15 protein-coding genes and 1 pseudogene are annotated in these 18,948 nt (G+C 65.7%); 11 read left to right on the forward strand and 5 right to left on the reverse strand.

Annotated features, from left to right (window positions below; translation table 11 throughout):
- Positions 1–112 precede the first annotated feature (112 nt).
- The 3 genes from DIE06_RS00395 to DIE06_RS00410 all read left to right on the forward strand — a co-directional run bounded on the left by DIE06_RS00395 (position 113) and on the right by DIE06_RS00410 (position 3,329).
- Entirely contained in the window at positions 113–1,390 is a 1,278-nt protein-coding gene (locus DIE06_RS00395) for an epoxide hydrolase family protein (protein ID WP_124659653.1), read from the forward strand.
- A gap of 359 nt (positions 1,391–1,749) precedes the next feature.
- Positions 1,750–2,793: an alpha/beta fold hydrolase gene (locus tag DIE06_RS00405; RefSeq protein ID WP_124659655.1), complete on the forward strand. Its 1,044-nt coding sequence runs from the start codon at positions 1,750–1,752 to the stop codon at positions 2,791–2,793.
- Complete coding sequence (locus tag DIE06_RS00410; protein ID WP_124659656.1) at positions 2,793–3,329, forward strand: cytochrome P460 family protein; 537 nt, start codon at positions 2,793–2,795, stop codon at positions 3,327–3,329. The genes DIE06_RS00405 and DIE06_RS00410 overlap by 1 nt, the downstream gene beginning before the upstream one ends.
- A gap of 136 nt (positions 3,330–3,465) precedes the next feature.
- Here DIE06_RS00410 and DIE06_RS00415 read toward each other — a convergent pair whose 3' ends face one another.
- Together DIE06_RS00415 and DIE06_RS38785 are read right to left on the reverse strand one after the other, a co-directional pair.
- On the reverse strand, positions 3,466–4,809 hold the full coding sequence (locus DIE06_RS00415) for a virulence factor (RefSeq protein WP_124659657.1): 1,344 nt from the start codon (positions 4,807–4,809) through the stop codon (positions 3,466–3,468).
- Positions 4,810–4,943: 134 nt separating this feature from the next.
- Positions 4,944–7,258 (reverse strand): annotated as a pseudogene (locus DIE06_RS38785) (hypothetical protein).
- A 564-nt stretch (positions 7,259–7,822) separates the two neighbouring features.
- On the opposite strand from DIE06_RS38785, the gene DIE06_RS00425 reads away from it, so the two are divergent.
- The 8 genes from DIE06_RS00425 to DIE06_RS00460 all read left to right on the forward strand — a co-directional run bounded on the left by DIE06_RS00425 (position 7,823) and on the right by DIE06_RS00460 (position 15,666).
- Entirely contained in the window at positions 7,823–8,179 is a 357-nt protein-coding gene (locus tag DIE06_RS00425; RefSeq protein ID WP_124659658.1) for a DUF4148 domain-containing protein, read from the forward strand.
- Between the two features lie 82 nt (positions 8,180–8,261).
- Positions 8,262–9,053, forward strand: a complete 792-nt coding sequence (locus DIE06_RS00430) for an alpha/beta fold hydrolase (RefSeq protein WP_124660036.1) — start codon at positions 8,262–8,264, stop codon at positions 9,051–9,053.
- A 74-nt stretch (positions 9,054–9,127) separates the two neighbouring features.
- Positions 9,128–10,531: an amidase family protein gene (locus tag DIE06_RS00435; RefSeq protein ID WP_124659659.1), complete on the forward strand. Its 1,404-nt coding sequence runs from the start codon at positions 9,128–9,130 to the stop codon at positions 10,529–10,531.
- 415 nt (positions 10,532–10,946) lie between these two features.
- Positions 10,947–11,417, forward strand: coding sequence for a rhodanese-like domain-containing protein (locus DIE06_RS00440; RefSeq protein ID WP_124659660.1), 471 nt, complete (start codon positions 10,947–10,949; stop codon positions 11,415–11,417).
- A 28-nt stretch (positions 11,418–11,445) separates the two neighbouring features.
- Positions 11,446–12,405 (forward strand): serine O-acetyltransferase EpsC, encoded by a 960-nt coding sequence (epsC, locus tag DIE06_RS00445; RefSeq protein WP_124659661.1) that lies wholly within the window; start codon positions 11,446–11,448, stop codon positions 12,403–12,405.
- Entirely contained in the window at positions 12,402–12,623 is a 222-nt protein-coding gene (locus DIE06_RS00450; protein WP_006749621.1) for a helix-turn-helix domain-containing protein, read from the forward strand. The genes epsC and DIE06_RS00450 overlap by 4 nt, the downstream gene beginning before the upstream one ends.
- Positions 12,624–12,758: 135 nt before the next feature.
- A complete protein-coding gene (locus tag DIE06_RS00455; RefSeq protein WP_124659662.1) occupies positions 12,759–13,691 on the forward strand; it encodes a family 2A encapsulin nanocompartment shell protein in 933 nt (310 codons plus the stop codon).
- Positions 13,666–15,666: a family 2A encapsulin nanocompartment cargo protein cysteine desulfurase gene (locus DIE06_RS00460; protein WP_124659663.1), complete on the forward strand. Its 2,001-nt coding sequence runs from the start codon at positions 13,666–13,668 to the stop codon at positions 15,664–15,666. Before DIE06_RS00455 ends, DIE06_RS00460 begins: the two co-directional genes overlap by 26 nt.
- 160 nt (positions 15,667–15,826) lie before the next feature.
- Here the strand turns inward: DIE06_RS00460 and DIE06_RS00465 are convergent, their stop codons facing one another.
- From DIE06_RS00465 to DIE06_RS00480, 3 genes are all read right to left on the reverse strand, one after another.
- Complete coding sequence (locus DIE06_RS00465) at positions 15,827–16,711, reverse strand: patatin-like phospholipase family protein (RefSeq protein WP_124659664.1); 885 nt, start codon at positions 16,709–16,711, stop codon at positions 15,827–15,829.
- Positions 16,712–16,986: 275 nt separating this feature from the next.
- On the reverse strand, positions 16,987–18,627 hold the full coding sequence (gene groL, locus DIE06_RS00475) for a chaperonin GroEL (RefSeq protein ID WP_124659665.1): 1,641 nt from the start codon (positions 18,625–18,627) through the stop codon (positions 16,987–16,989).
- A gap of 12 nt (positions 18,628–18,639) precedes the next feature.
- Complete coding sequence (locus tag DIE06_RS00480) at positions 18,640–18,930, reverse strand: co-chaperone GroES (RefSeq protein WP_011356207.1); 291 nt, start codon at positions 18,928–18,930, stop codon at positions 18,640–18,642.
- Positions 18,931–18,948: the final 18 nt, after the last annotated feature.

Genomic DNA, 18,948 nt, shown 5'->3' on the forward strand with positions numbered 1-18,948 from the left:
GACCTTTCAAATGGGCAACGCCGCGTGGCCGGCGCGCGCCCGAATGAGAGCGAAGGCGCGCTCCGGCACGCGGCATGTTCACTTTCCACTTCACGAAAGGAGATGCCGAGCGATGTCTTCCACACCGTTTTCCCCGATGCGTCGCCACCTGCTGGCCACTTCCGTGGTCGCCGGTGTATCCGCGATGCTGCCCACCGCGCTGCATGCGGCAACCGGCAACAACGGCATACGCCCGTTTACTGCACACATTCCCGATGAAGCACTGGCCGACCTGCGCCGCCGCATTGCCGCGACGCGCTGGCCGGGCCGCGAGACCGTCGCGGACGAATCGCAGGGCGTGCGGCTCGCGCGCATGCAGGCGCTGCTGCAGTACTGGGGCACCGACTACGACTGGCGCAAGGGCGAGGCGCGCCTGAACGGTTTCCCGATGTTCATCACCGAAATCGACGGGCTCGACATTCACTTCATCCACGTGCGGTCGCGGCACGCGAACGCGATGCCGATGATCATGACGCACGGCTGGCCGGGTTCGATCTTCGAGCTGCTGAAGGCGATCGGCCCGCTGACCGATCCGACCGCACACGGCGCGAGTGCCGACGATGCGTTCCACGTCGTCGTGCCGTCGCTGCCGGGCTTCGGCTTCTCGGGCCGTCCGACCAGGACGGGCTGGGGCTCCGACCACATCGCGCGGGCCTGGGGCGAGCTGATGGCGCGCCTCGGCTATACGCGCTTCGTGTCGCAGGGCGGCGACTGCGGCTCGGTGATCTCGCACCGGATGGCGATGCAGCGCGTGCAGGGCCTGGCCGGGATTCACGTGAACATGCCGGCGACGGTGCCGCCGGATATCGCGACCTTGCTGCAGACCGACACGCCGGCACCGGCATCGCTGTCGCCGAAGGAGAAGGCCGCGTACGAGAAGCTCGCGACCTTCTATCGCGACAACTGCGGCTACTCGGCGATGATGGTCACGCGTCCGCAGACGGTCGGCTACGCGCTTGCCGATTCGCCGTCGGGGCAGGCCGCGTGGATGTACGACAAGATCTCGCAGTGGACCTACAGCGGCGGCGTGCCCGAACGCTCGATTCCGCGCGACGAGATTCTCGACGACATTTCGTTGTACTGGCTGACCAACACGGCGACATCGGCCGCACAGATCTACTGGGAGGATCACTCGAACAACTTCAACGCGGTGGACATCTCGCTGCCGGCGGCGATCACGGTGTTTCCCGGCGAGATCTACCAGGCGCCGCGCAGCTGGGCCGAGCGCAGTTATCACAACCTGATCTACTTCAACGAAGTCGACAAGGGCGGGCATTTCGCGGCATGGGAAGAGCCGGAGCTGTTTGCCCGCGAAGTGCGTGCCGGGTTCCGGCCGTTGCGGCGTGCGTAAGCGGAGAGGCGGGGAAGCGATGCGAGGATGCGGGCCGGTTGCGATGCCGGCTCGCGTTTTTGACGTGTAGCAGTTCCGCCATGGGTTGGTGTCCTGACGTCGTCTGGCGGGTCGGTTGAGGTCTCCTTCGGCGCGTGTCGCGCGTGGTGAACAGCCGACCGGACACACCCGTTTCCGCCACGATTTTGAATCGCTGTATGTCGTACCCGAACACGGATACGTTGAGATACAAAGCATCCGGATGGTTCGGATATAAAACCGGTGAAGCGATTCACACGGCGGTGCGGTGTCATGCGCCGCCGGCGTGAAGCAGCGAAACCGGAATCTCTTCCTTAGCGACCGACAATGGAGAACGAGTCATGCCTGATACCGTGAACACCCGCCGCCGCCTGATCCTGGGGACGACACTCGCCAGCCTGACCCTTGCCGACCTCGGGTTCGGCTCGCTGGCGCAAGCGCAGCCGGCGCCCGATGCATCGACGGCGAAGGGCGCGGCCGGCGCGGCGTCGCTCGGCAAGATCCACCAGATCGACGCCGGCGTGCTCAACGTCGGGTATGCGGATCTCGGGCCGAAGAACGGCCCCGTCGTGTTCCTGCTGCACGGCTGGCCGTACGACATCTACAGTTACGCGGAAGTCGCGCCGCTGCTCACGGCGGCCGGTTATCGCGTGATCGTGCCGTACCTGCGCGGCTACGGATCGACGACGTTCCGCTCGGCCGACACGGTGCGCAACGGCCAGCAGGCGGTGACGGCCGTCGACATCGTCGCGCTGATGGATGCGCTGAAGATCGACAGCGCGGTATTCGGCGGCTACGACTGGGGGGCACGCACCGCCGACGTGATCGCGGCGTTGTGGCCGCAGCGCGTGAAGGCGCTGGTGTCGGTGAGCGGCTACCTGATCGGCAGCCAGCAGGCGAACCGCAGCCCGCTGCCGCCGAAGGCGGAACTCCAGTGGTGGTATCAGTTCTACTTCACGACCGAGCGCGGCGAGCTCGGCTACACGGCGAACCGAGACGCGTTCAACAAGCTGATCTGGCAGCTCGCGTCGCCGAAGTGGCAGTTCTCCGACGAGACCTTTGCGCGCAGCGCCGCGTCGTTTCAGAACCCCGACCACGTGGCCGTCGTGATCCACAACTATCGCTGGCGTCTCGGGCTCGCGAAGGGCGAAGCGCAATACGACGACATCGAGCGGCGGCTCGCGGCCGGCCCGGCGATCACCGTGCCGACGATCACGATGGAAGGCGACGCGAACGGCGCGCCGCACCCGGAACCGGCCGCGTATGCGAAGAAGTTCACGGGCAAGTACCAGCACCGGACGATTACCGGCGGCATCGGCCACAACCTGCCGCAGGAAGCACCGCGGGCGTTCGCCGATGCGATCCTGCAAGTGGCGCATCTGTGATGCGGGCGGGGACTGGCGTGATGCGTCGCGGTACGCGCCGTGCGCTCGTCGCGGGTGTGCTGCTGGCCGGCGCGTGGTCGGCGAGTGGCCCGGCCGCATTGGCCGAGCAGCCGAAGCAGGCCGCGTCGCCGATCTATGGCGTGACGATCCCGCCCGGCTACCGGAAGTGGGAAATGGTCGCGCCGGCCGAGGAGGCCGCACCGCTCGACGAATTGCGCGTGGTGCTCGGCAATCCCGTCGCGATCCGCGCGCTCGAACAGGCGACGCTGCCGTTTCCGGACGGCACGATCCTCGTGAAGCTCGCGTACAAGCGCAAGCAGTCGGACGAGTTCGCGCCGGCGACGGTGCCCGGCCAGGCGACGACGGTGCAGGTGATGGTGAAGGATTCGCGCCGCTACGCGTCGACGGGCGGCTGGGGCTTCGGGCGCTTCATCAACGGCGTGCCGGCCGATATCGGTCAGCATCAGACGTGCTTTGCGTGTCACCAGGCGCGCGTGAAGAATCACGATTTCGTGTTCACGCGGTTGGCGCCTTGATCGGGGCGAGCACCGGGTCACCACGCAGGCGTGCGTTGCGAGGCAATGCACGCCTGCGATCTCGAGGTGGGTGCGGGCACGAATGGTCGGACCGGCGGCCTCGGTGGCAACCAGCCAGTCACCGCGCCGCGTCGCATCACCATGAATACCCTTGCATGCCGTAATCGGTATCGTGTCGGCGTCCCCACCAAGGCAAGTAGGCGTTGTTTCCGCCGCGCGCGCGGAACCAGTCCTGGTTCGGATCGATCGGCGTGAGCTTCGACGGCGGCCTGACGACGACCGCGACGGGGTGCTCCGCGTCGGTCGTGCCAGCGACGAGTGCGTTACCGCCGAAGTGGTTGATCCGGCCGATCGCGAGCGCGACGTTGGTCAATGCGCTACCGGTTCCCATATCGCCGAGCAGCCCGGCCGTGTTGAAGGTCTGCCTCGGGTGGTCGTATTCCGGGAGAGTTTCGGTCAACGTCCGTGCGAGGGAAACGATGCGTGACGACGCTGTGTCGCTGGCTTTGCCCGCGTCGTGGAAGATGTACTGGAGGTCGGGAACCGCGACACCGGCATTGCGAGCCGCCTGATTGATGGTTGTCTTCCACGCCTGCACGGCGCGTGTCGTGCCGACCTGTGGCGGAAACGCTTGCGTGTTGCCCGTTGCGGCCTTGCCGATCCAGGCAAGCGGTTCGCGCTCGGTGTTGAAGTTCGGACCGGCGAGGAACAGCACGACCAGGTTTTCGTTGATCTGCGCATCCGTGGGCGGGAAGTTCGGCGCGTCCCAGTTCATCGCCCATACGGTCTTGTCGGGGTTTTCCTGCAAGTATTCCAGTGCCTTGTTCAGCGATGTAAAGCCGGCGTTTGCGTCGCCTTGCGTGATCTGGATATCAGGAGGCGTGTCGCGGCTCCAAAGCGTCTTGGGTGACGGCGGGCCGATCTCGAAGAAGGTCATCATCCGATCAATCATGCGGGCCTTGGCAAAGGCCGGATCAAGTCGGGGCGGAACAGCAATTTCTACATGTATGCCGGCGAGTTCGCGCCAGTCACTCTGGCGATCGGGACTCACTGTATAGAAATACTTTGCGTTGCTGAAATAGCGCGAGCGTAGCAATAGAATGAATTTATCAATGTACTTGGCGTAGAAGCCGTTGAACGTCTCCGTACCGCGGTTGCCGTACACCAACGCGCCAATGGATCGAAGCGACGAAAATTTTTCGGGCTTCGTGCGCACCATGTCATCATTCTTGTTCGGTGCGGAAAGCCCTTGTGCCCACAACAATTGCCATTCGGTCGGATAGTCCATCCGCTGCAACGGATTCAGCCACATCAGGCCGACAACCTGCGCGACGAACGGCTTTGCAGGCTCTTCCACTGCTGGCGCTGCGTTCTCTGCGGGCTCCCGGACAGGTGCAGCTTGTGCCGGACGCATGATGGCCGTGGTGAACAGAAACACCATAAGTGCGACCAGGCCGGGTACGATAACGAATCGTTTCATCCAATCTCCTATTTCCAAATGTGCAGGGTCGGGTTGCTCTACGTGAGCCATCAGCGTGGCCATGAGCACGGTGGCGATCAGCCATGCCGAAACGGCAACAGCGGCCCGTCGCGGCCATGTAGCGATCAGTGTCTTCAAATCACACCCCCGACCTTCAGATAGAACTCATCTTCACGTTCATTCACGATCGCGTCTGGAATCTTTCCCTCGCTGTCGTTGAGATGTACCCATTCGTATATCGAAGTACGATCAAGATTTCCGGAGTCAAAATATTCGGCATATTTCTTGTTCGAGTTATTCAAGGGAATGCCGTCCCCCATCCGCCAATCCGCCTCAATGCGCAAGTCATAAAGTTGATCGGGTGTCAGGTAGCACAGCCCCACAGCAACGTCATATGCAAGTGCCTTCTCGGCATGCTCCGCGTTAGTCATCGTCGTAGAGTGGTTGGTCGGGCTGTTGGTCGCACCACGATCGAGCCAATCGACGATCTGCTTGTCGCGCCATTCCTTGTAGCCGTCCGGCATCGCGCTTTTGCCGTCCTCGCCGATCACGTGGCCATCGCCATCAAGCCATTCGGTGTTCAGCGTTCGACGTGCCTCCATTCGCATCAACGCGCGATCTTCATAACGCTGTCCGGCCTCGGTTTCTGCCGTACCCTGTGCGACGCTATCCTTGTCCTTTGCCTTGTACTGGTCGTAGGGATCATCGGCCCGCTTGTCCGCATCGGTCTTGCTCGCGTCACGCCATGCGGCCGGCGGATCGTTGCCTTCGTTGAAGTCGCTGACCGCGTCGCCGTCCCGCGTTTCGACCGGCTTGCCGAATCGCAATGCCTTCGGCGGAAACGGATCGTCTAGTGCCGGAGCATCCGCCACCACGGTCCAGTCCTTCGGCGGATCGGCGTTCACACGGAGCATGTTCAATGCCGAACTGATACCGGTCACGACGAACATGAAAGGTGCGGTTGCCAGCGTGGCCGCCATCCCCAAGACACTTTCATTCCCTTTGATCGCTCCGATGATATTGAACTTGGCTGGCGGCGATGGGGGATGCCAGAATCCCGGCTTCGTTCCTGGTTTGCCATGCCGCCAGTCGTCTTCCCAGTATCGGTAGGGCTTCTGCACACCGACCGGAAAGCCGGATGCGAACACCCGCTGCGTCAGGATGCCTGCCGCGCCGATATCGTCGAGTTCATGCTTGCTGATCCCGCGCCAGCCGATGCCTTGAACGGTGACTGCAGAGATCACTTGGTCATGCGGACAGCGATACGCGGTGACGCGGCCATACGTCGACCCATTCAAGCCGTGCCGCAGGCGATCCTCTTGCGCCGCATACGACCGGTTGCTCGTCGGCGAGACGCGCTCGTTTTCCATGTCTTCATCGATCTTGTCGGCGGGCAGTTCGTATGCGTTGCGAGCGCCGATGATCGATTAGAACTTGCCGAACGTCTTCGTGCGCGCGGCGTAGGTCTGCCGCCCGCGTTGACCGCGAGCATCTTTGGTCGCGCGTTGTGACCATGTATCCATGAGCGTGTCGGACTTGTAGGGGCCGTCCGCATTCGCAAGGCTATACGGCGCATTCGCCAGCACGTAGGCGTCCGCCACACAGTGGCCCTTGCATCCCCACGGATCTTCGACATCGGGGAAAGCGTCGCCGAAGAACGCCGCCGTGAGGCCCACGATGTTGCCCTGGCTATGGCACACAACGGTAATGGGACGTCGGCCTGCATTCGGCGAATCGACTGGATCAGCCTGGCCAGTCGTAAAGCAGCGAGCACACCATATGCGCGTGGCGGCGCGCGATACAGCGGCCGATTGGTTGGATTGATGCCTTGCACCGTCATCCATCCCATCGTTCGATCGTCCAGCCCGCCATGCCAGAGATCGGGCAGGCTCGAACAGCCGTTCGTGAACGGACCGCCGCCCCAATAGTCCTTCTCGTTCAGGAAGATCTTGTCGCCGTATTCCTTCAGTTCCGCGCCGGTCGCCCGATAACCCCACCGGAAATGAATGACGGGCGAGAACGACGGATCGGGCTTGATGTAGTTATTCGCCAGCAACTTCGGATTCAGAAACCCATCCGGCGTCACACTTTCCGTGTACTTCGCGGGCGTCAACTGCCCGGCATCGATGCCGTGATACATCATTTGATCGTCCAGTCGCCCGAGCCGACGATTCAGGCCTTTGCATAGCCCTTCCTCCGTCGCGTCGAACCATTCGCCTTCGGAGTTCACGCCGTGCACGAAGATCACGATACCGGGCAAGGGCAATTGCTTGAGGCAGATAAGTGGCGTGTGCTTCGCGAACATCGTCATCCCTTCCACGCGGCCAACGACGATCGGCGGCGGGTCAGGGCGCGGAGCAGCCGCGTCAGGCGGCGTATCGGCTTTCGACGCGGGTGCGTCGGTGAGCGCGTCCGCCACGGGTCGCGGCTCGAGAAATGAATCGGTCATCCAAACTCCTGAACATCTCAAACACGTTCCCCCGTTATCGGACGCTTACGAAACAAATAGATAAGTGTCCGAAACGATCGAGAATCGTAACGAGGCGGCAAGCATATCGAACTGGCGCACGTGCCAACCGTCGGTGCCGGAAAAACGTGCTCAGGGGCCGTGGCGACGAACGCAAATTGTCAGAATGTGTTTCCGGACGGAAATCCGTCGCGTTTATTCACCACCAAAAAGGCGCGGTGGAAGCGGGCTGTCTCCCACCCATCGCGGCTGTCATGCCCATCAACCGGTGATCTCACCACCTGACGCGCTGCGTACAACACGGCGTCCGTACCCGTCAACGATCAAGTCGCTATCGTCCGTATATCCGTGGCGAGATCGACGAGTTTGTATCGCACTGTATCTATCACCGTTGCGGAAACATCGGATTGCACTCAAGCCATGGTTCGGAAACAAGCCGGATACGTGAGCGGGTTCTACTGTCGACATGCAGCAAACGTTCGGTGCCAGACGTACGCACCGGATGCCGAGTGATCGATACCCCAACTTCCGCCAAGGAGAAATCTCATGAAAGCCGCTCGAATCCTCGCAGTTGCCGTCCTCGCCGCCATTCCCGCATTGTCGTTCGCCGATACCGGCCACGGCCTCACGCGTGCCGAAGTACGCGCCGACCTGATCCGGCTCGAGAAGGCCGGCTACAGCCCGGCCAGCAGCGAAGCGCATTATCCGGACGATATCGCCGCCGCACAGAACGCCGTCGCCGCCGCGCAGCGGGTCGCGCGTTCCGACCAGAACGGCCCGTCGAAGTCGCAGGACGACAACGTGGCGGACGCGTCGGCGCCCGCTGCCCGCTTCGCCGCATCCGACATGCGCGCTGCACGCAGCGCCCGCACGGACGCCGACGATCTGTACGCACATTCGTGATTCGCTGCCGCGCCTGCCGCACGCAGGCGCGGCCGCACCGGAAACACTTCAGATGCACAACACGATGGAAAGGAGCATGACGATGGTCGGTTTGACGAAACGGGTTCTGGTGTCCGCGGCGGTGCTCGGCGGGCTGTTCGGTGCGGTCGCGGCGCAGGCCGCGCCGAAGGACGACCTGAAGGGCACGAACGTCGTGCTGGTGCACGGCGCGTTCGCCGACGGGTCGAGCTGGAACCGCGTGATTCCGCTGCTCGAAGCGCGCGGCCTGCATGTGGTATCGGTGCAGAATCCGCTGAGTTCGCTCGCCGACGATGCGGCCGCGACGAAGCGCGCGATCGACGAGCAGAAGGGCCCCGTCGTGCTGGTCGGCCATTCGTGGGCCGGCGTCGTGATCAGCGACGCAGGCAACGACGACAAGGTGAAGTCGCTCGTCTACGTCGCCGCGTTCGCACCGGACAACGGCCAGTCGATCGCCGATGTCACGCAGGGGTTGCCGGCGCCGGCGTGGGCCGGCGAGCTGCGCAAGGATGCCGGCGGCTTCGCGACGCTGTCGGACAAGGCGATCGCGCAGGATTTCGCGCCGGACCTGCCGCCCGTACAGCAGCGCGTCGTCGCGGCGACGCAAGGGCCGTGGTACGGTGGCTGCATTTCGGAGAAGGTGACGCAGGCCGCGTGGCATGCGAAGCCGTCGTCGTTCGTCGTCGCGACGCAGGACCGGATGATCGATCCGAAGCTGCAGGAGGCGATGGCGAAGCGGATCGGTGCGACGGTCACGCGCGTGAACGGCAGCCATGTCGCGATGCTGAGCCAGCCGAAGGCCGTGGCCGACGCGATCATCGCGGCCGCGGAACGTGCGAAGCAGGATGCGCAGTGAGTGAATGCGGCGCCGCGATGCGGGTGACGCGCGGTGCCGGCGGTGATTGTGATGTCCGTTTGCAAGGAGATGTCATGACGCAACAACTCTGGCAGCTGTCGGCGACTGAAATCGCGAAGCGGGTGCGGCAACGTGAAGTGTCCGCGCGGGAAGTGGCGGAGGCGACGCTGGCCCGTCTCGACGTGGCGAACCCGGCGATCAACGCGGTGGTCGAGCATCGCCCCGACGACGTGCGGCGGCAGGCCGACGAAGTCGATCGCGCGATCGCGCGCGGCGACGATCCCGGCCCGCTCGCCGGTGTGCCCGTGACCGTGAAGATCAACGTCGACGTCGCGGAATTCGCGACGACCAACGGCACGCGGCTGCAGGAAAACCTGATCGCGAGCGCGGACAGCCCGTCGGTCTCGAACCTGAGAAGGGCGGGCGCGGTGCTGCTTGGCCGCACCAATTCGCCGACGTTCGCGCTGCGCTGGTTCACGTCGAATCTCGTGCACGGCCATACGTACAATCCGCGCAACCGGTCGCTGACGCCAGGCGGATCGAGCGGCGGCGCGGCGGCGGCCGTAGCCGCCGGGATCGGCCCGATCGCGGTCGGCACCGACATCGGCGGCTCGGTGCGTTACCCGGCCTATGCGTGCGGCGTGCATGGCATCCGGCCGTCGCTCGGGCGTGTGCCGGCGTTCAACGCGTCGTCGCCGGAGCGTGCGATCGGCGCGCAACTGATGTCGACGACGGGACCGATCGCACGCACGATCGACGATCTCGCGCTGGCGCTGCGTGCGTTCGCCGCGCCGGACCCGCGCGACCCGTGGTACGTGCCGGTGCCGATCGACGGCCGCGCGGTGCCGAAACGCGCGGCGTTGTGCGTGCGTCCGGGCGGCCTGCAGGTCGTGCCCGAAGTCGAGGCCGCGTTGCGCGACGCGGCGCGCCGGCTCGTCGATGCGGGCTGGACCGTCGATGAAATCGACGATACGCCGCCGATGCGCGAGGCCGCACTGTTGCAGGAGCAGCTCTGGCTGGGCGACGGATTCGACGCGTTGACGAACGCGGTCGCCAGCGACGGCGATCCGGGCGCGGCCGCGGTGATCGCCGCCGTGCGCGGCAAGGTGCGCGATCTGCCGGCCGACGTGATCAGCCGCGCGCTCGTGCGGCGCACGACGTTGACGCGGCAGTGGCGGCTCTTTCTCGATGAATACGCGGTGTTGCTGCTGCCGGTGTCGTCGGAACTGCCGTTTCCCGATGATCTCGATCGGCAAGGACCGGAAGGGTTCGAGCGGGTATGGGAAGCGCAGCTCACGCTGCGTGCGCTGCCGGCGATGGGGTTGCCGGGGCTCGCGGTGACGACGGGGTTCGTCGATCACGTGCCGGTAGGCGTGCAGGTCGTCGCCGCGCATCATCGTGAGGATCTGTGTTTGCTGGCCGGGCGCGATATCGAGGCGCGTGGTGTGGCGATCGCGGCGGTCGATCCTGTCGTTTGATGCGGTGACGGGCGTGGTGCGTGGGCGATGCACCGCGCCCGTCGGTTGTTGTTCATCGATTCATCGAAGCGTGCGTCATCCCGCCGGCGCACGATTGCGCTTCGGATGCCATCGCGACGTGCAGCGCGTCGCGTCCTGCACCGTTCCTGACTTCGCAGCCGCCAACCCTTTCAACAACCTTCGATGCATGACATCGAACGGCCGTCGTTCCACCTCCCCCGCACGAACCCGCACCCATAGCGCGCCTCTGCTATTGCAATCCTCGCGCCGCTGATTTGGAAATGAATTTTTATTGGTTCTGCTTCCCCGACCGCGCTCGCATAGTGGGACTGACGGCTATAGACAGCACGCAAGCTGCACCGGCCGCATTCCCGGCGTTGTTGATCATACGAATCTGCGAGAACAAGGAAGCGTGATGACGTTTGCATTGGAAGAACGAACCGACGCCCGGCAGGCGCTCGAAGACGCCCGCGCGGCGGCCGCATCGGCGGGTACGCCCTACGCGGGCGGCGTGGCACCGGAAGCCGCATGGGCATTGGTTTCGGCGGGCGACGCATTGCTGGTCGACGTGCGCACCGCGGAAGAGCGGAAATTCGTCGGCCACGTGCCGGCGTCGCTGCACGTGGCATGGGCGACCGGCACGAGCCTGACGCGTAACCCGCGCTTCGTGCGCGAACTCGAAGCGAAGACCGGCAAGGACGCGGTGGTGCTGCTGCTCTGCCGCAGCGGTAACCGCTCCGCGCAGGCGGCGGAGGCCGCGACCAAGGGCGGCTTCACGCAGGTATTCAACGTGCTCGAAGGGTTCGAGGGCGACCTCGACGAACAGCAGCATCGCGGCAGCCGGAACGGCTGGCGCCATCGCGGCCTGCCGTGGGCGCAGGACTGAGTCACGGCCGTTACGGGGAGAAGTCAGCATGGCCGCATTCGATATCGACGACATCGTTCAGTCGCTCCAGACCGTGCGCCGCGCGTGGCGCGAGAAGCAGCGGCGCTCGCTCGAGCCGGGCGGGCGCGACCTGCCGGCGCGCGAGGCGCTCGCACAGATCATCGGCGCGCTGAAGGGCGTGCTGTTCCCGATGCGACTCGGGCCGCCCGACCTGCGACAGGAGAGCGAGAACTTCTATGTGGCTCACGCACTCGACGCGGCGCTGAACGCGCTGCTTGCGCAGGTGACGCTCGAGCTGCGCTACGCGGCGCGGCAACGCAACGCCGACGCGCAGATCGACGAAGCGGCCTCCACCGCCGTGCAGGCCTTCGCCGCACGTTTGCCCGATATTCGCCGTCTGCTCGACAGCGACGTGCTGGCCGCGTTCCATGGCGATCCGGCGGCGGGCAGCGTCGACGAAGTGCTGCTCTGCTATCCCGGCATCCTCGCGATGATCCACCACCGGCTCGCGCACGAGCTGTATCAACTCGGGCTGCCGCTGCTCGCGCGGATCATCGCCGAGCAGGCGCATGCGGAAACCGGCATCGACATTCATCCGGGCGCGCGGATTGGCGCCGGCTTCTTCATCGACCACGGCACGGGTGTCGTGATCGGCGAGACGGCGATCATCGGCGAGCGCGTGCGCGTGTACCAGGCCGTCACGCTCGGCGCGAAGCGCTTCCCGCGCGATGCGGCCGGCCATCTGGAGAAGGGGCTCGCGCGCCATCCGATCGTCGAGGACGACGTCGTGATCTATGCAGGCGCAACGATCCTCGGCCGCGTGACGATCGGCCGCGGCGCGGTGATCGGCGGCAATGTGTGGCTCACGCAGGACGTGCCGGCCGGCGCGAACATCACGCAGGCTGTGCTGCGCAGCGAGGCGAATGCCGCGCCGCGCGCGCGGGTCGAGCCGGCCGAGCCGGTATCCGATACGCAGGTGACGACATGAGCGACCTGATCCAGCACTTCGGCGCCAACGTGCGCAAGTTGCGCGAGGCGCGCACGTGGTCGCAGGAGCAGCTTGCCGAACACGCGGGGCTGAACCGCTCGTATGTCGGCGAGATCGAGCGCGGCGAGGCGATCGCGTCGATCGTCACCGCCGACAAGATCGCGCGCGCATTCGACGTGTCGATCTCGACGCTGTTGCCCGGCGTGTACGTCACCTGACGCATTCCGCTTCCTTTCCCGTTCGGTTGTGCCGTATGACGGCTATAGCATGTTGAGCCGGCAGGTGCGTGCTTCCGATAATCACCCCGCGTCATAAGCAATCCCGTTTTTCATCTTAAGAACCCGGAGCCCCACATGTCGACCGTTGCAAGCGGCACGGCCGCGCTGAGCGATCACGCCGCCCGCCAACTAGCGAACGCTACCAAGACCGTCCCGCAGCTTTCCACGATTACGCCGCGCTGGCTGACCCATCTGCTGCAGTGGGTGCCGGTCGAGGCCGGCATCTATCGCCTGAACCAGGTGAAGAACCCGGAAGCCGTGCGCGCCGCGTGCACGCAGCTCGAGGACGAAAGCGTGCTGCCGCGAACCTTCGTGCCGTACGAGGAGCAGCCGCGCGAGTATTTCCTGAACGCGGTGAGCACGGTGCTCGACGTGCATACGCGGATCTCCGATCTCTACAGCAGTCCTCATGACCAGATCAAGGAACAGCTGCGCCTGACGATCGAGACGATCAAGGAGCTGCAGGAAAGCCAGCTGATCAACAACCCGGACTACGGGCTGCTCGCGAACGTGACCGACGAACAGCGGATCTTCCCGCTGACCGGTGCGCCGACGCCGGACGACCTCGACGAGCTGCTGACCAAGGTGTGGAAGGAACCCGCGTTTTTCCTCACGCACCCGCTCGCGATCGCTGCGTTCGGCCGCGAATGCACGCGGCGCGGCGTGCCGCCGCCGACGGTCAGCCTGTTCGGCTCGCAGTTCCTCACGTGGCGCGGCATTCCGCTGATCCCGTCCGACAAGGTGCCCGTCGCGGACGGCAAGACCAAGATCCTGCTGCTGCGCATCGGCGACAAGCGTCAAGGCGTCGTCGGTCTCTACCAGCCGGGCGTCGCGGGCGAGCAGGGGCCGGGCTTGTCGGTGCGCTTCATGGGGATCAATGACCAGGCGATCGCGTCGTACCTGATCTCGCTGTATTGCTCGCTCGCGGTCCATTCGCCGGATGCGCTGGCTGTCCTCGATGACGTCGAAATCGCCAAGTTCCATGACTATCCCGACACCTACCGTTAATCCCGGCCTGGCCGGCGGCGACGCGCACGCGTTGCCGCACGCGCCGCTGCCGGCCGGCTTGCCCGATCCCGCGGCGCTTGCGCGGCTCGCGTCCGAGTTCTTCGCGACGCCGCCCGGGCAGGCCACCGCGCCCGAGCTGTCGGCGGGCAGCGGCGCGGTCGGGGGCGTGCCGTCGGCATTGCCGGCCGCCGCGCCGATCCTCGCATCGGTGAGCAACCCGGTACCGGGCGGCTCGCCGCTCGCGGGGCCGGGCGGTGCGGGTACCGGTGTGCCCGGTCTCGCGCTCCCGCAAGGCAAAGTGCCCGGCGCGAACCTCGCGCCCTCCGCGCCGACGCACGTGCTGTCGCTCGGCAACCGCGCACCCGCACTCGCGCCGCATGCGGCCGCGCAGAACGGGCTGCCCGACAACGCGGTGTCGATCGCGCCCGCGTTCGAACCGCGCGTCGGTGGCGCGGCGCTCGGCGTGCCGCAGGTGAATGCGCCGGCGCCGGAAGGCGCGGCGAAGGCATCGCCGTACTACTTCACCGACGGTTCGCTGCAAGGCTGGCAGACGACGCCGCAGGACATCGTCGTGCCGTCGAACGGTCTCGCATCGCCGGAAGCGTTCGGTCTGCCGGGCGACGACGCATTGCGCGACCTGCTCGCCGTGCATCGCGACGCGCCGGTGTCGCGCGCATCGAGTGCCGACGTGCCGCGTTACTTCATCGACGATGCGCATGCCGCCGAGCCGCAGGGCCACCTGCATCGCGGCGCGCACCCGCCGTTCGACGTGAACGCGATCCGCCGCGATTTCCCGATCCTGCAGGAACGCGTGAACGGCAAGCAGCTCGTCTGGTTCGACAACGCGGCGACGACGCACAAGCCGCAGGCCGTGATCGACCGCCTCGCGTATTTCTATGCGCACGAGAACTCGAACATTCATCGCGCCGCGCACGCACTGGCCGGCCGCGCGACGGATGCATACGAACACGCGCGGGACACGGTGCGGCGTTTCATCGGCGCATCGTCGCCGGACGAGATCGTGTTCGTGCGCGGCACCACCGAGGCGATCAACCTGATCGCGAAGACGTGGGGCGTGCAGAACGTCGGCGAAGGCGACGAGATCGTCGTGTCGCATCTGGAGCATCACGCGAACATCGTGCCGTGGCAGCAGCTTGCGGCGCTCAAGGGCGCGAGGCTGCGCGTGATTCCGGTCGACGATTCGGGGCAGGTGCTGCTCGACGAATACCGGAAGCTGCTCAACGACCGCACGAAGATCGTGTCCGTCACGCAGGTGTCGAATGCGCTCGGCACGGTCGTGCCGGTGAAGGAGATCGTCGAACTCGCACATCGCGCGGGCGCGAAGGCGCTGGTCGACGGCGCGCAGTCGATCTCGCACATGCGTGTCGATGTGCAGGCGCTCGATGCGGACTTCTTCGTGTTCTCCGGGCACAAGATCTACGGGCCGACCGGGATCGGCGTCGTGTACGGCAAGCGCGCGATCCTCGACGACATGCCGCCGTGGCAAGGTGGCGGCAACATGATCGCGGACGTGACGTTCGAGCGCACGGTGTTCCAGCCGCCGCCGAACCGCTTCGAGGCCGGCACCGGCAACATCGCGGATGCGGTGGGGCTCGGCGCGGCGCTCGACTACGTGAGCCGCGTCGGCATCGAGAACATCGCGCGCTACGAGCACGATCTGCTCGCGTATGCGACGAGCGTGCTCGCGCCGGTGCCGGGCGTGCGGCTCGTCGGCACCGCGCGCGACAAGGCGAGCGTGCTGTCGTTCGTGCTGAAGGGCTATGAGACCGAGGAAGTCGGGCAGGCACTGAATGAGGAGGGCATCGCGGTGCGCTCCGGGCATCACTGCGCGCAACCGATCCTGCGGCGCTTCGGGCTCGAGGCGACGGTGCGGCCGTCGCTGGCGTTCTACAACACCTGCGATGAAGTCGATGCGCTGGTCAGCGTCGTGAGAAGGCTGGCGGCGCGGCGCTGAGACGCGCGGCACGCGAGAAGGCCGCTTGTGGCTCCCGGCAGCGGGACGTCGCAAGCGGCCTTTTTTCGGGTTCTGCGCATATTTCCCGGGAGAGGACGGACCCGGCAGCCCGGCAATCGGCGTTCGTCAGTCGTGAGTGTGCGTGGCACGTGAGCAACCGTCAATGCGACAGCGCCGTGGCGTGATCGTGTTCGCGCAGCTGGCCAGGAATCGCGCACTGCGCGAGTCCGCCCGCATCGATCCACGCGCGCGTGCGCTCCGCGGCCTTGTCGATCAGTTGCGCGCACTGCGAGTAATCGTATGACGACACGTCGAGCGGACAGAGCGGCGGCACGACATGGATCTGCGCGTGTGCCGCGTACAGTTCCAGATCGCGCACCAGTTGCCGCGCGATCACGAGCGTCAGCGCGTGCGTCGCATGCGCGATCGCGCTGCGCGGCGGCACGCGCAACGCACAGGCGAACCCGGCCGGCAGCACGACGATCCGCTTGACGCCGAGCGCGATCGCAACGGAGATCGGCGTATTGTTCGCGACGCCGCCGTCGACGAGTTCCACGCCGCCGATGCTGACCGACGGAAACACGCCGGGAATCGCCGCGCTGGCCTGCACGGCATCCACGACCGAGCCGGCCGACAGCACGACTTCCTGGCCGTTCAGCACGTCGGTCGCGACGATGTGGAGCGGCAACGCGGCCTGCTCGATCCGCCGGTACGGCAGGTTCTGTTCCAACAGCAGGCGCAGCGCATCGGCCTCGACCAGATGCGGCCGGTTGCGCAGAAGCATTGCGATGACGCTGCGCATCGAGAACGGCATGACGTCCTGACGGCGGATTCTGCACCACAGCGCGGCGAGCATCGCGACGCCATCCGCGTCCGGCCGGCCGGCGAAATAGGCGGCATTGATCGCGCCCGCCGACGCACCGACGACGCAATCAGGCCGTACGCCGATCGCGACCAGTTCGCGGAGCATGCCGACCTCGATCGCGCCAAGGCTGCCGCCGCCGGCGAACACGAAGGCGGTCGAGGGATTGGGATCGGAAGTCACGGTGCGCCCTCCTGCGGTTGGCTGCGACAGTGCTTTCTCCATAATGGATCGTACGGCGTACCGGATGTCCTGATGAAAACCCGGACCCACCGTTCGGCCGACGATGCGCGCCGCGTGCCGCGTGCCGCGTTCCCCGGAATCCCGCGATGAACCTTTTTTGGGGGTAATGCGGAACCGGTCACGAGCAGGCTGCGCCCGACAATCGCGATCGCGGCCCAGGTGCCCGATGCGGCGGCGAGACCGAGGCTTCGTCAAATCGTCGGATCGTCGGATCGTCAGAAATCAAACCCCGGCCCGCCCGCGCCGGGGCCGCCCGGCACCGCGGCCGGCGCCGCATCCTTCGGTGCTTCGAATACCGTCGCATCGGTCGTCAGCAGCAGCCCCGCGACCGACGCCGCGTTCTGCAGTGCGGTGCGCGTGACTTTGGTCGGATCGAGCACGCCCGATTCGACGAGGTCGCCGTATTCGCCGGTCTGCGCGTTGTAGCCGAAGTTGCCCGACCCTTCCGCGACCTTCGCGACGACCACGCTCGCTTCCTCGCCCGCATTCGTGACGATCTGGCGCAGCGGTTCCTCGAGCGCGCGCAGCACGATCTTGATGCCTGCGTCCTGGTCGGCGTTTCCAGCCTTGAGTGCGCGGATCGCCTGCCGCACGCGGATCAGCGCGACGCCGCCGCCCGGCACGATGCCTTCCTCGACGGCCGCACGTGTCGCGTGCAGCGCGTCGTCGACGCGGTCCTTTTTCTCCTTCACCTCGATCTCGGTCGCGCCGCCGACCTTGATCACCGCGACGCCGCCCGCGAGCTTGGCCACGCGTTCCTGCAGCTTTTCACGGTCGTAGTCGGAGGTCGCTTCTTCGATCTGCACGCGAATCTGCTTCACGCGCGCCTCGATGTTCTTCGCGTCGCCCGCGCCGTCGATCACGGTCGTGTTTTCCTTGCCGACCTCGATGCGCGTCGCCTGGCCGAGCTCGGCGAGCGTCGCCTTGTCGAGCGTGAGGCCCGTTTCCTCGGCGACGACTTGCCCGCCGGTCAGGATCGCGATGTCCTCGAGCAGCGCCTTGCGGCGATCGCCGAAGCCCGGCGCCTTGACCGCGACCGTCTTCAGGATGCCGCGGATGTTGTTCACGACCAGCGTCGCGAGCGCTTCGCCCTCGACGTCTTCCGCGATGATCAGGAGCGGCCGGCCCGACTTCGCGACCTGTTCGAGCACCGGCAGCAGGTCGCGGATGTTCGAGATCTTCTTGTCGTGCAGCAGGATGTACGGGTTCTCGATCTCGGCGATCTGCTTGTCCGGATTGTTGATGAAATACGGCGACAGGTAGCCGCGATCGAACTGCAGCCCTTCGACGACGTCGAGCTCGTCGGCGAGCGACTTGCCGTCCTCGACCGTGATCACGCCTTCCTTGCCGACGCGGTCGATCGCTTCGGCGATGCGCTGGCCGATCGATTCCTCGCCATTCGCGGAGATCGTCGCGACCTGAGCGATTTCCTTGCTCGTGGTGGTCGGCTTGCTGATCTTCTTCAATTCGTCGACGGCCGATGCGACGGCCTTGTCGATGCCGCGCTTCAGGTCGAGCGGATTGAGCCCGGCCGCCACGTACTTCTGGCCTTCACGGACGATTGCCTGCGCGAGCACGGTGGCCGTCGTCGTGCCGTCGCCGGCTGCGTCGCTGGTGCGCGACGCGACTTCCTTCACGAGCTGCGCGCCGATGTTCTGAAGCTTGTCCGCGAGTTCGATTTCCTTCGCGACCGACACGCCGTCCTTCGTGACGACGGGCGCGCCGAAGCTGCGTTCGAGCACGACGTTGCGGCCCTTCGGCCCGAGCGTGACCTTCACCGCGTTCGCGAGAATGTTCACGCCTTCGGTCAGCTTCGCACGCGCGATGTCGCTGAAAATGATTTCCTTGGCTGCCATGATTGCGCTCCGTTATTGATTGACGACCGCGACGATGTCTTCTTCGCGCAGCACGAGAAACTCGTTGCCGTCCACCTTGACGGCTTGCCCCGCGTACTTGCCGAACAGCACGCGCTCGCCGACCTGCAGGTCGGGCACGATGCGCTGGCCGTCCGCGTCCTTGCGGCCGGGGCCGACGGCGATCACTTCGCCCTGGTCGGGCTTTTCGGCGGCGCTGTCGGGAATCACGATGCCCGATGCGGTGGTGGTTTCCTGGTCGAGTCGCTTCACGATCACGCGGTCGTGCAAGGGGCGTAGGCTCATCTGTCCGTCCTGTTCTGT

Source organism: Burkholderia sp. Bp8998, from assembly GCF_003854235.1.
Taxonomy (GTDB): domain Bacteria; phylum Pseudomonadota; class Gammaproteobacteria; order Burkholderiales; family Burkholderiaceae; genus Burkholderia.

Excerpts from the sequence above, each read along its gene's own strand:
- DIE06_RS00405 (WP_124659655.1), top strand. The coding sequence starts at position 1,750 with ATGCCTGATACCGTGAACACCCGCCGCCGCCTGATCCTGGGGACGACA.
- DIE06_RS00455 (WP_124659662.1), top strand. The coding sequence starts at position 12,759 with ATGTCGACCGTTGCAAGCGGCACGGCCGCGCTGAGCGATCACGCCGCC.
- groL (WP_124659665.1), bottom strand. The coding sequence starts at position 18,627 with ATGGCAGCCAAGGAAATCATTTTCAGCGACATCGCGCGTGCGAAGCTG.
- DIE06_RS00460 (WP_124659663.1), top strand. The coding sequence starts at position 13,666 with ATGACTATCCCGACACCTACCGTTAATCCCGGCCTGGCCGGCGGCGAC.
- DIE06_RS00440 (WP_124659660.1), top strand. The coding sequence starts at position 10,947 with ATGACGTTTGCATTGGAAGAACGAACCGACGCCCGGCAGGCGCTCGAA.
- DIE06_RS00425 (WP_124659658.1), top strand. The coding sequence starts at position 7,823 with ATGAAAGCCGCTCGAATCCTCGCAGTTGCCGTCCTCGCCGCCATTCCC.
- DIE06_RS00480 (WP_011356207.1), bottom strand. The coding sequence starts at position 18,930 with ATGAGCCTACGCCCCTTGCACGACCGCGTGATCGTGAAGCGACTCGAC.
- DIE06_RS00435 (WP_124659659.1), top strand. The coding sequence starts at position 9,128 with ATGACGCAACAACTCTGGCAGCTGTCGGCGACTGAAATCGCGAAGCGG.
- DIE06_RS00410 (WP_124659656.1), top strand. The coding sequence starts at position 2,793 with ATGCGGGCGGGGACTGGCGTGATGCGTCGCGGTACGCGCCGTGCGCTC.
- DIE06_RS00395 (WP_124659653.1), top strand. The coding sequence starts at position 113 with ATGTCTTCCACACCGTTTTCCCCGATGCGTCGCCACCTGCTGGCCACT.
- DIE06_RS00450 (WP_006749621.1), top strand. The coding sequence starts at position 12,402 with ATGAGCGACCTGATCCAGCACTTCGGCGCCAACGTGCGCAAGTTGCGC.
- epsC (WP_124659661.1), top strand. The coding sequence starts at position 11,446 with ATGGCCGCATTCGATATCGACGACATCGTTCAGTCGCTCCAGACCGTG.
- DIE06_RS00430 (WP_124660036.1), top strand. The coding sequence starts at position 8,262 with ATGGTCGGTTTGACGAAACGGGTTCTGGTGTCCGCGGCGGTGCTCGGC.
- DIE06_RS00415 (WP_124659657.1), bottom strand. The coding sequence starts at position 4,809 with ATGAAACGATTCGTTATCGTACCCGGCCTGGTCGCACTTATGGTGTTT.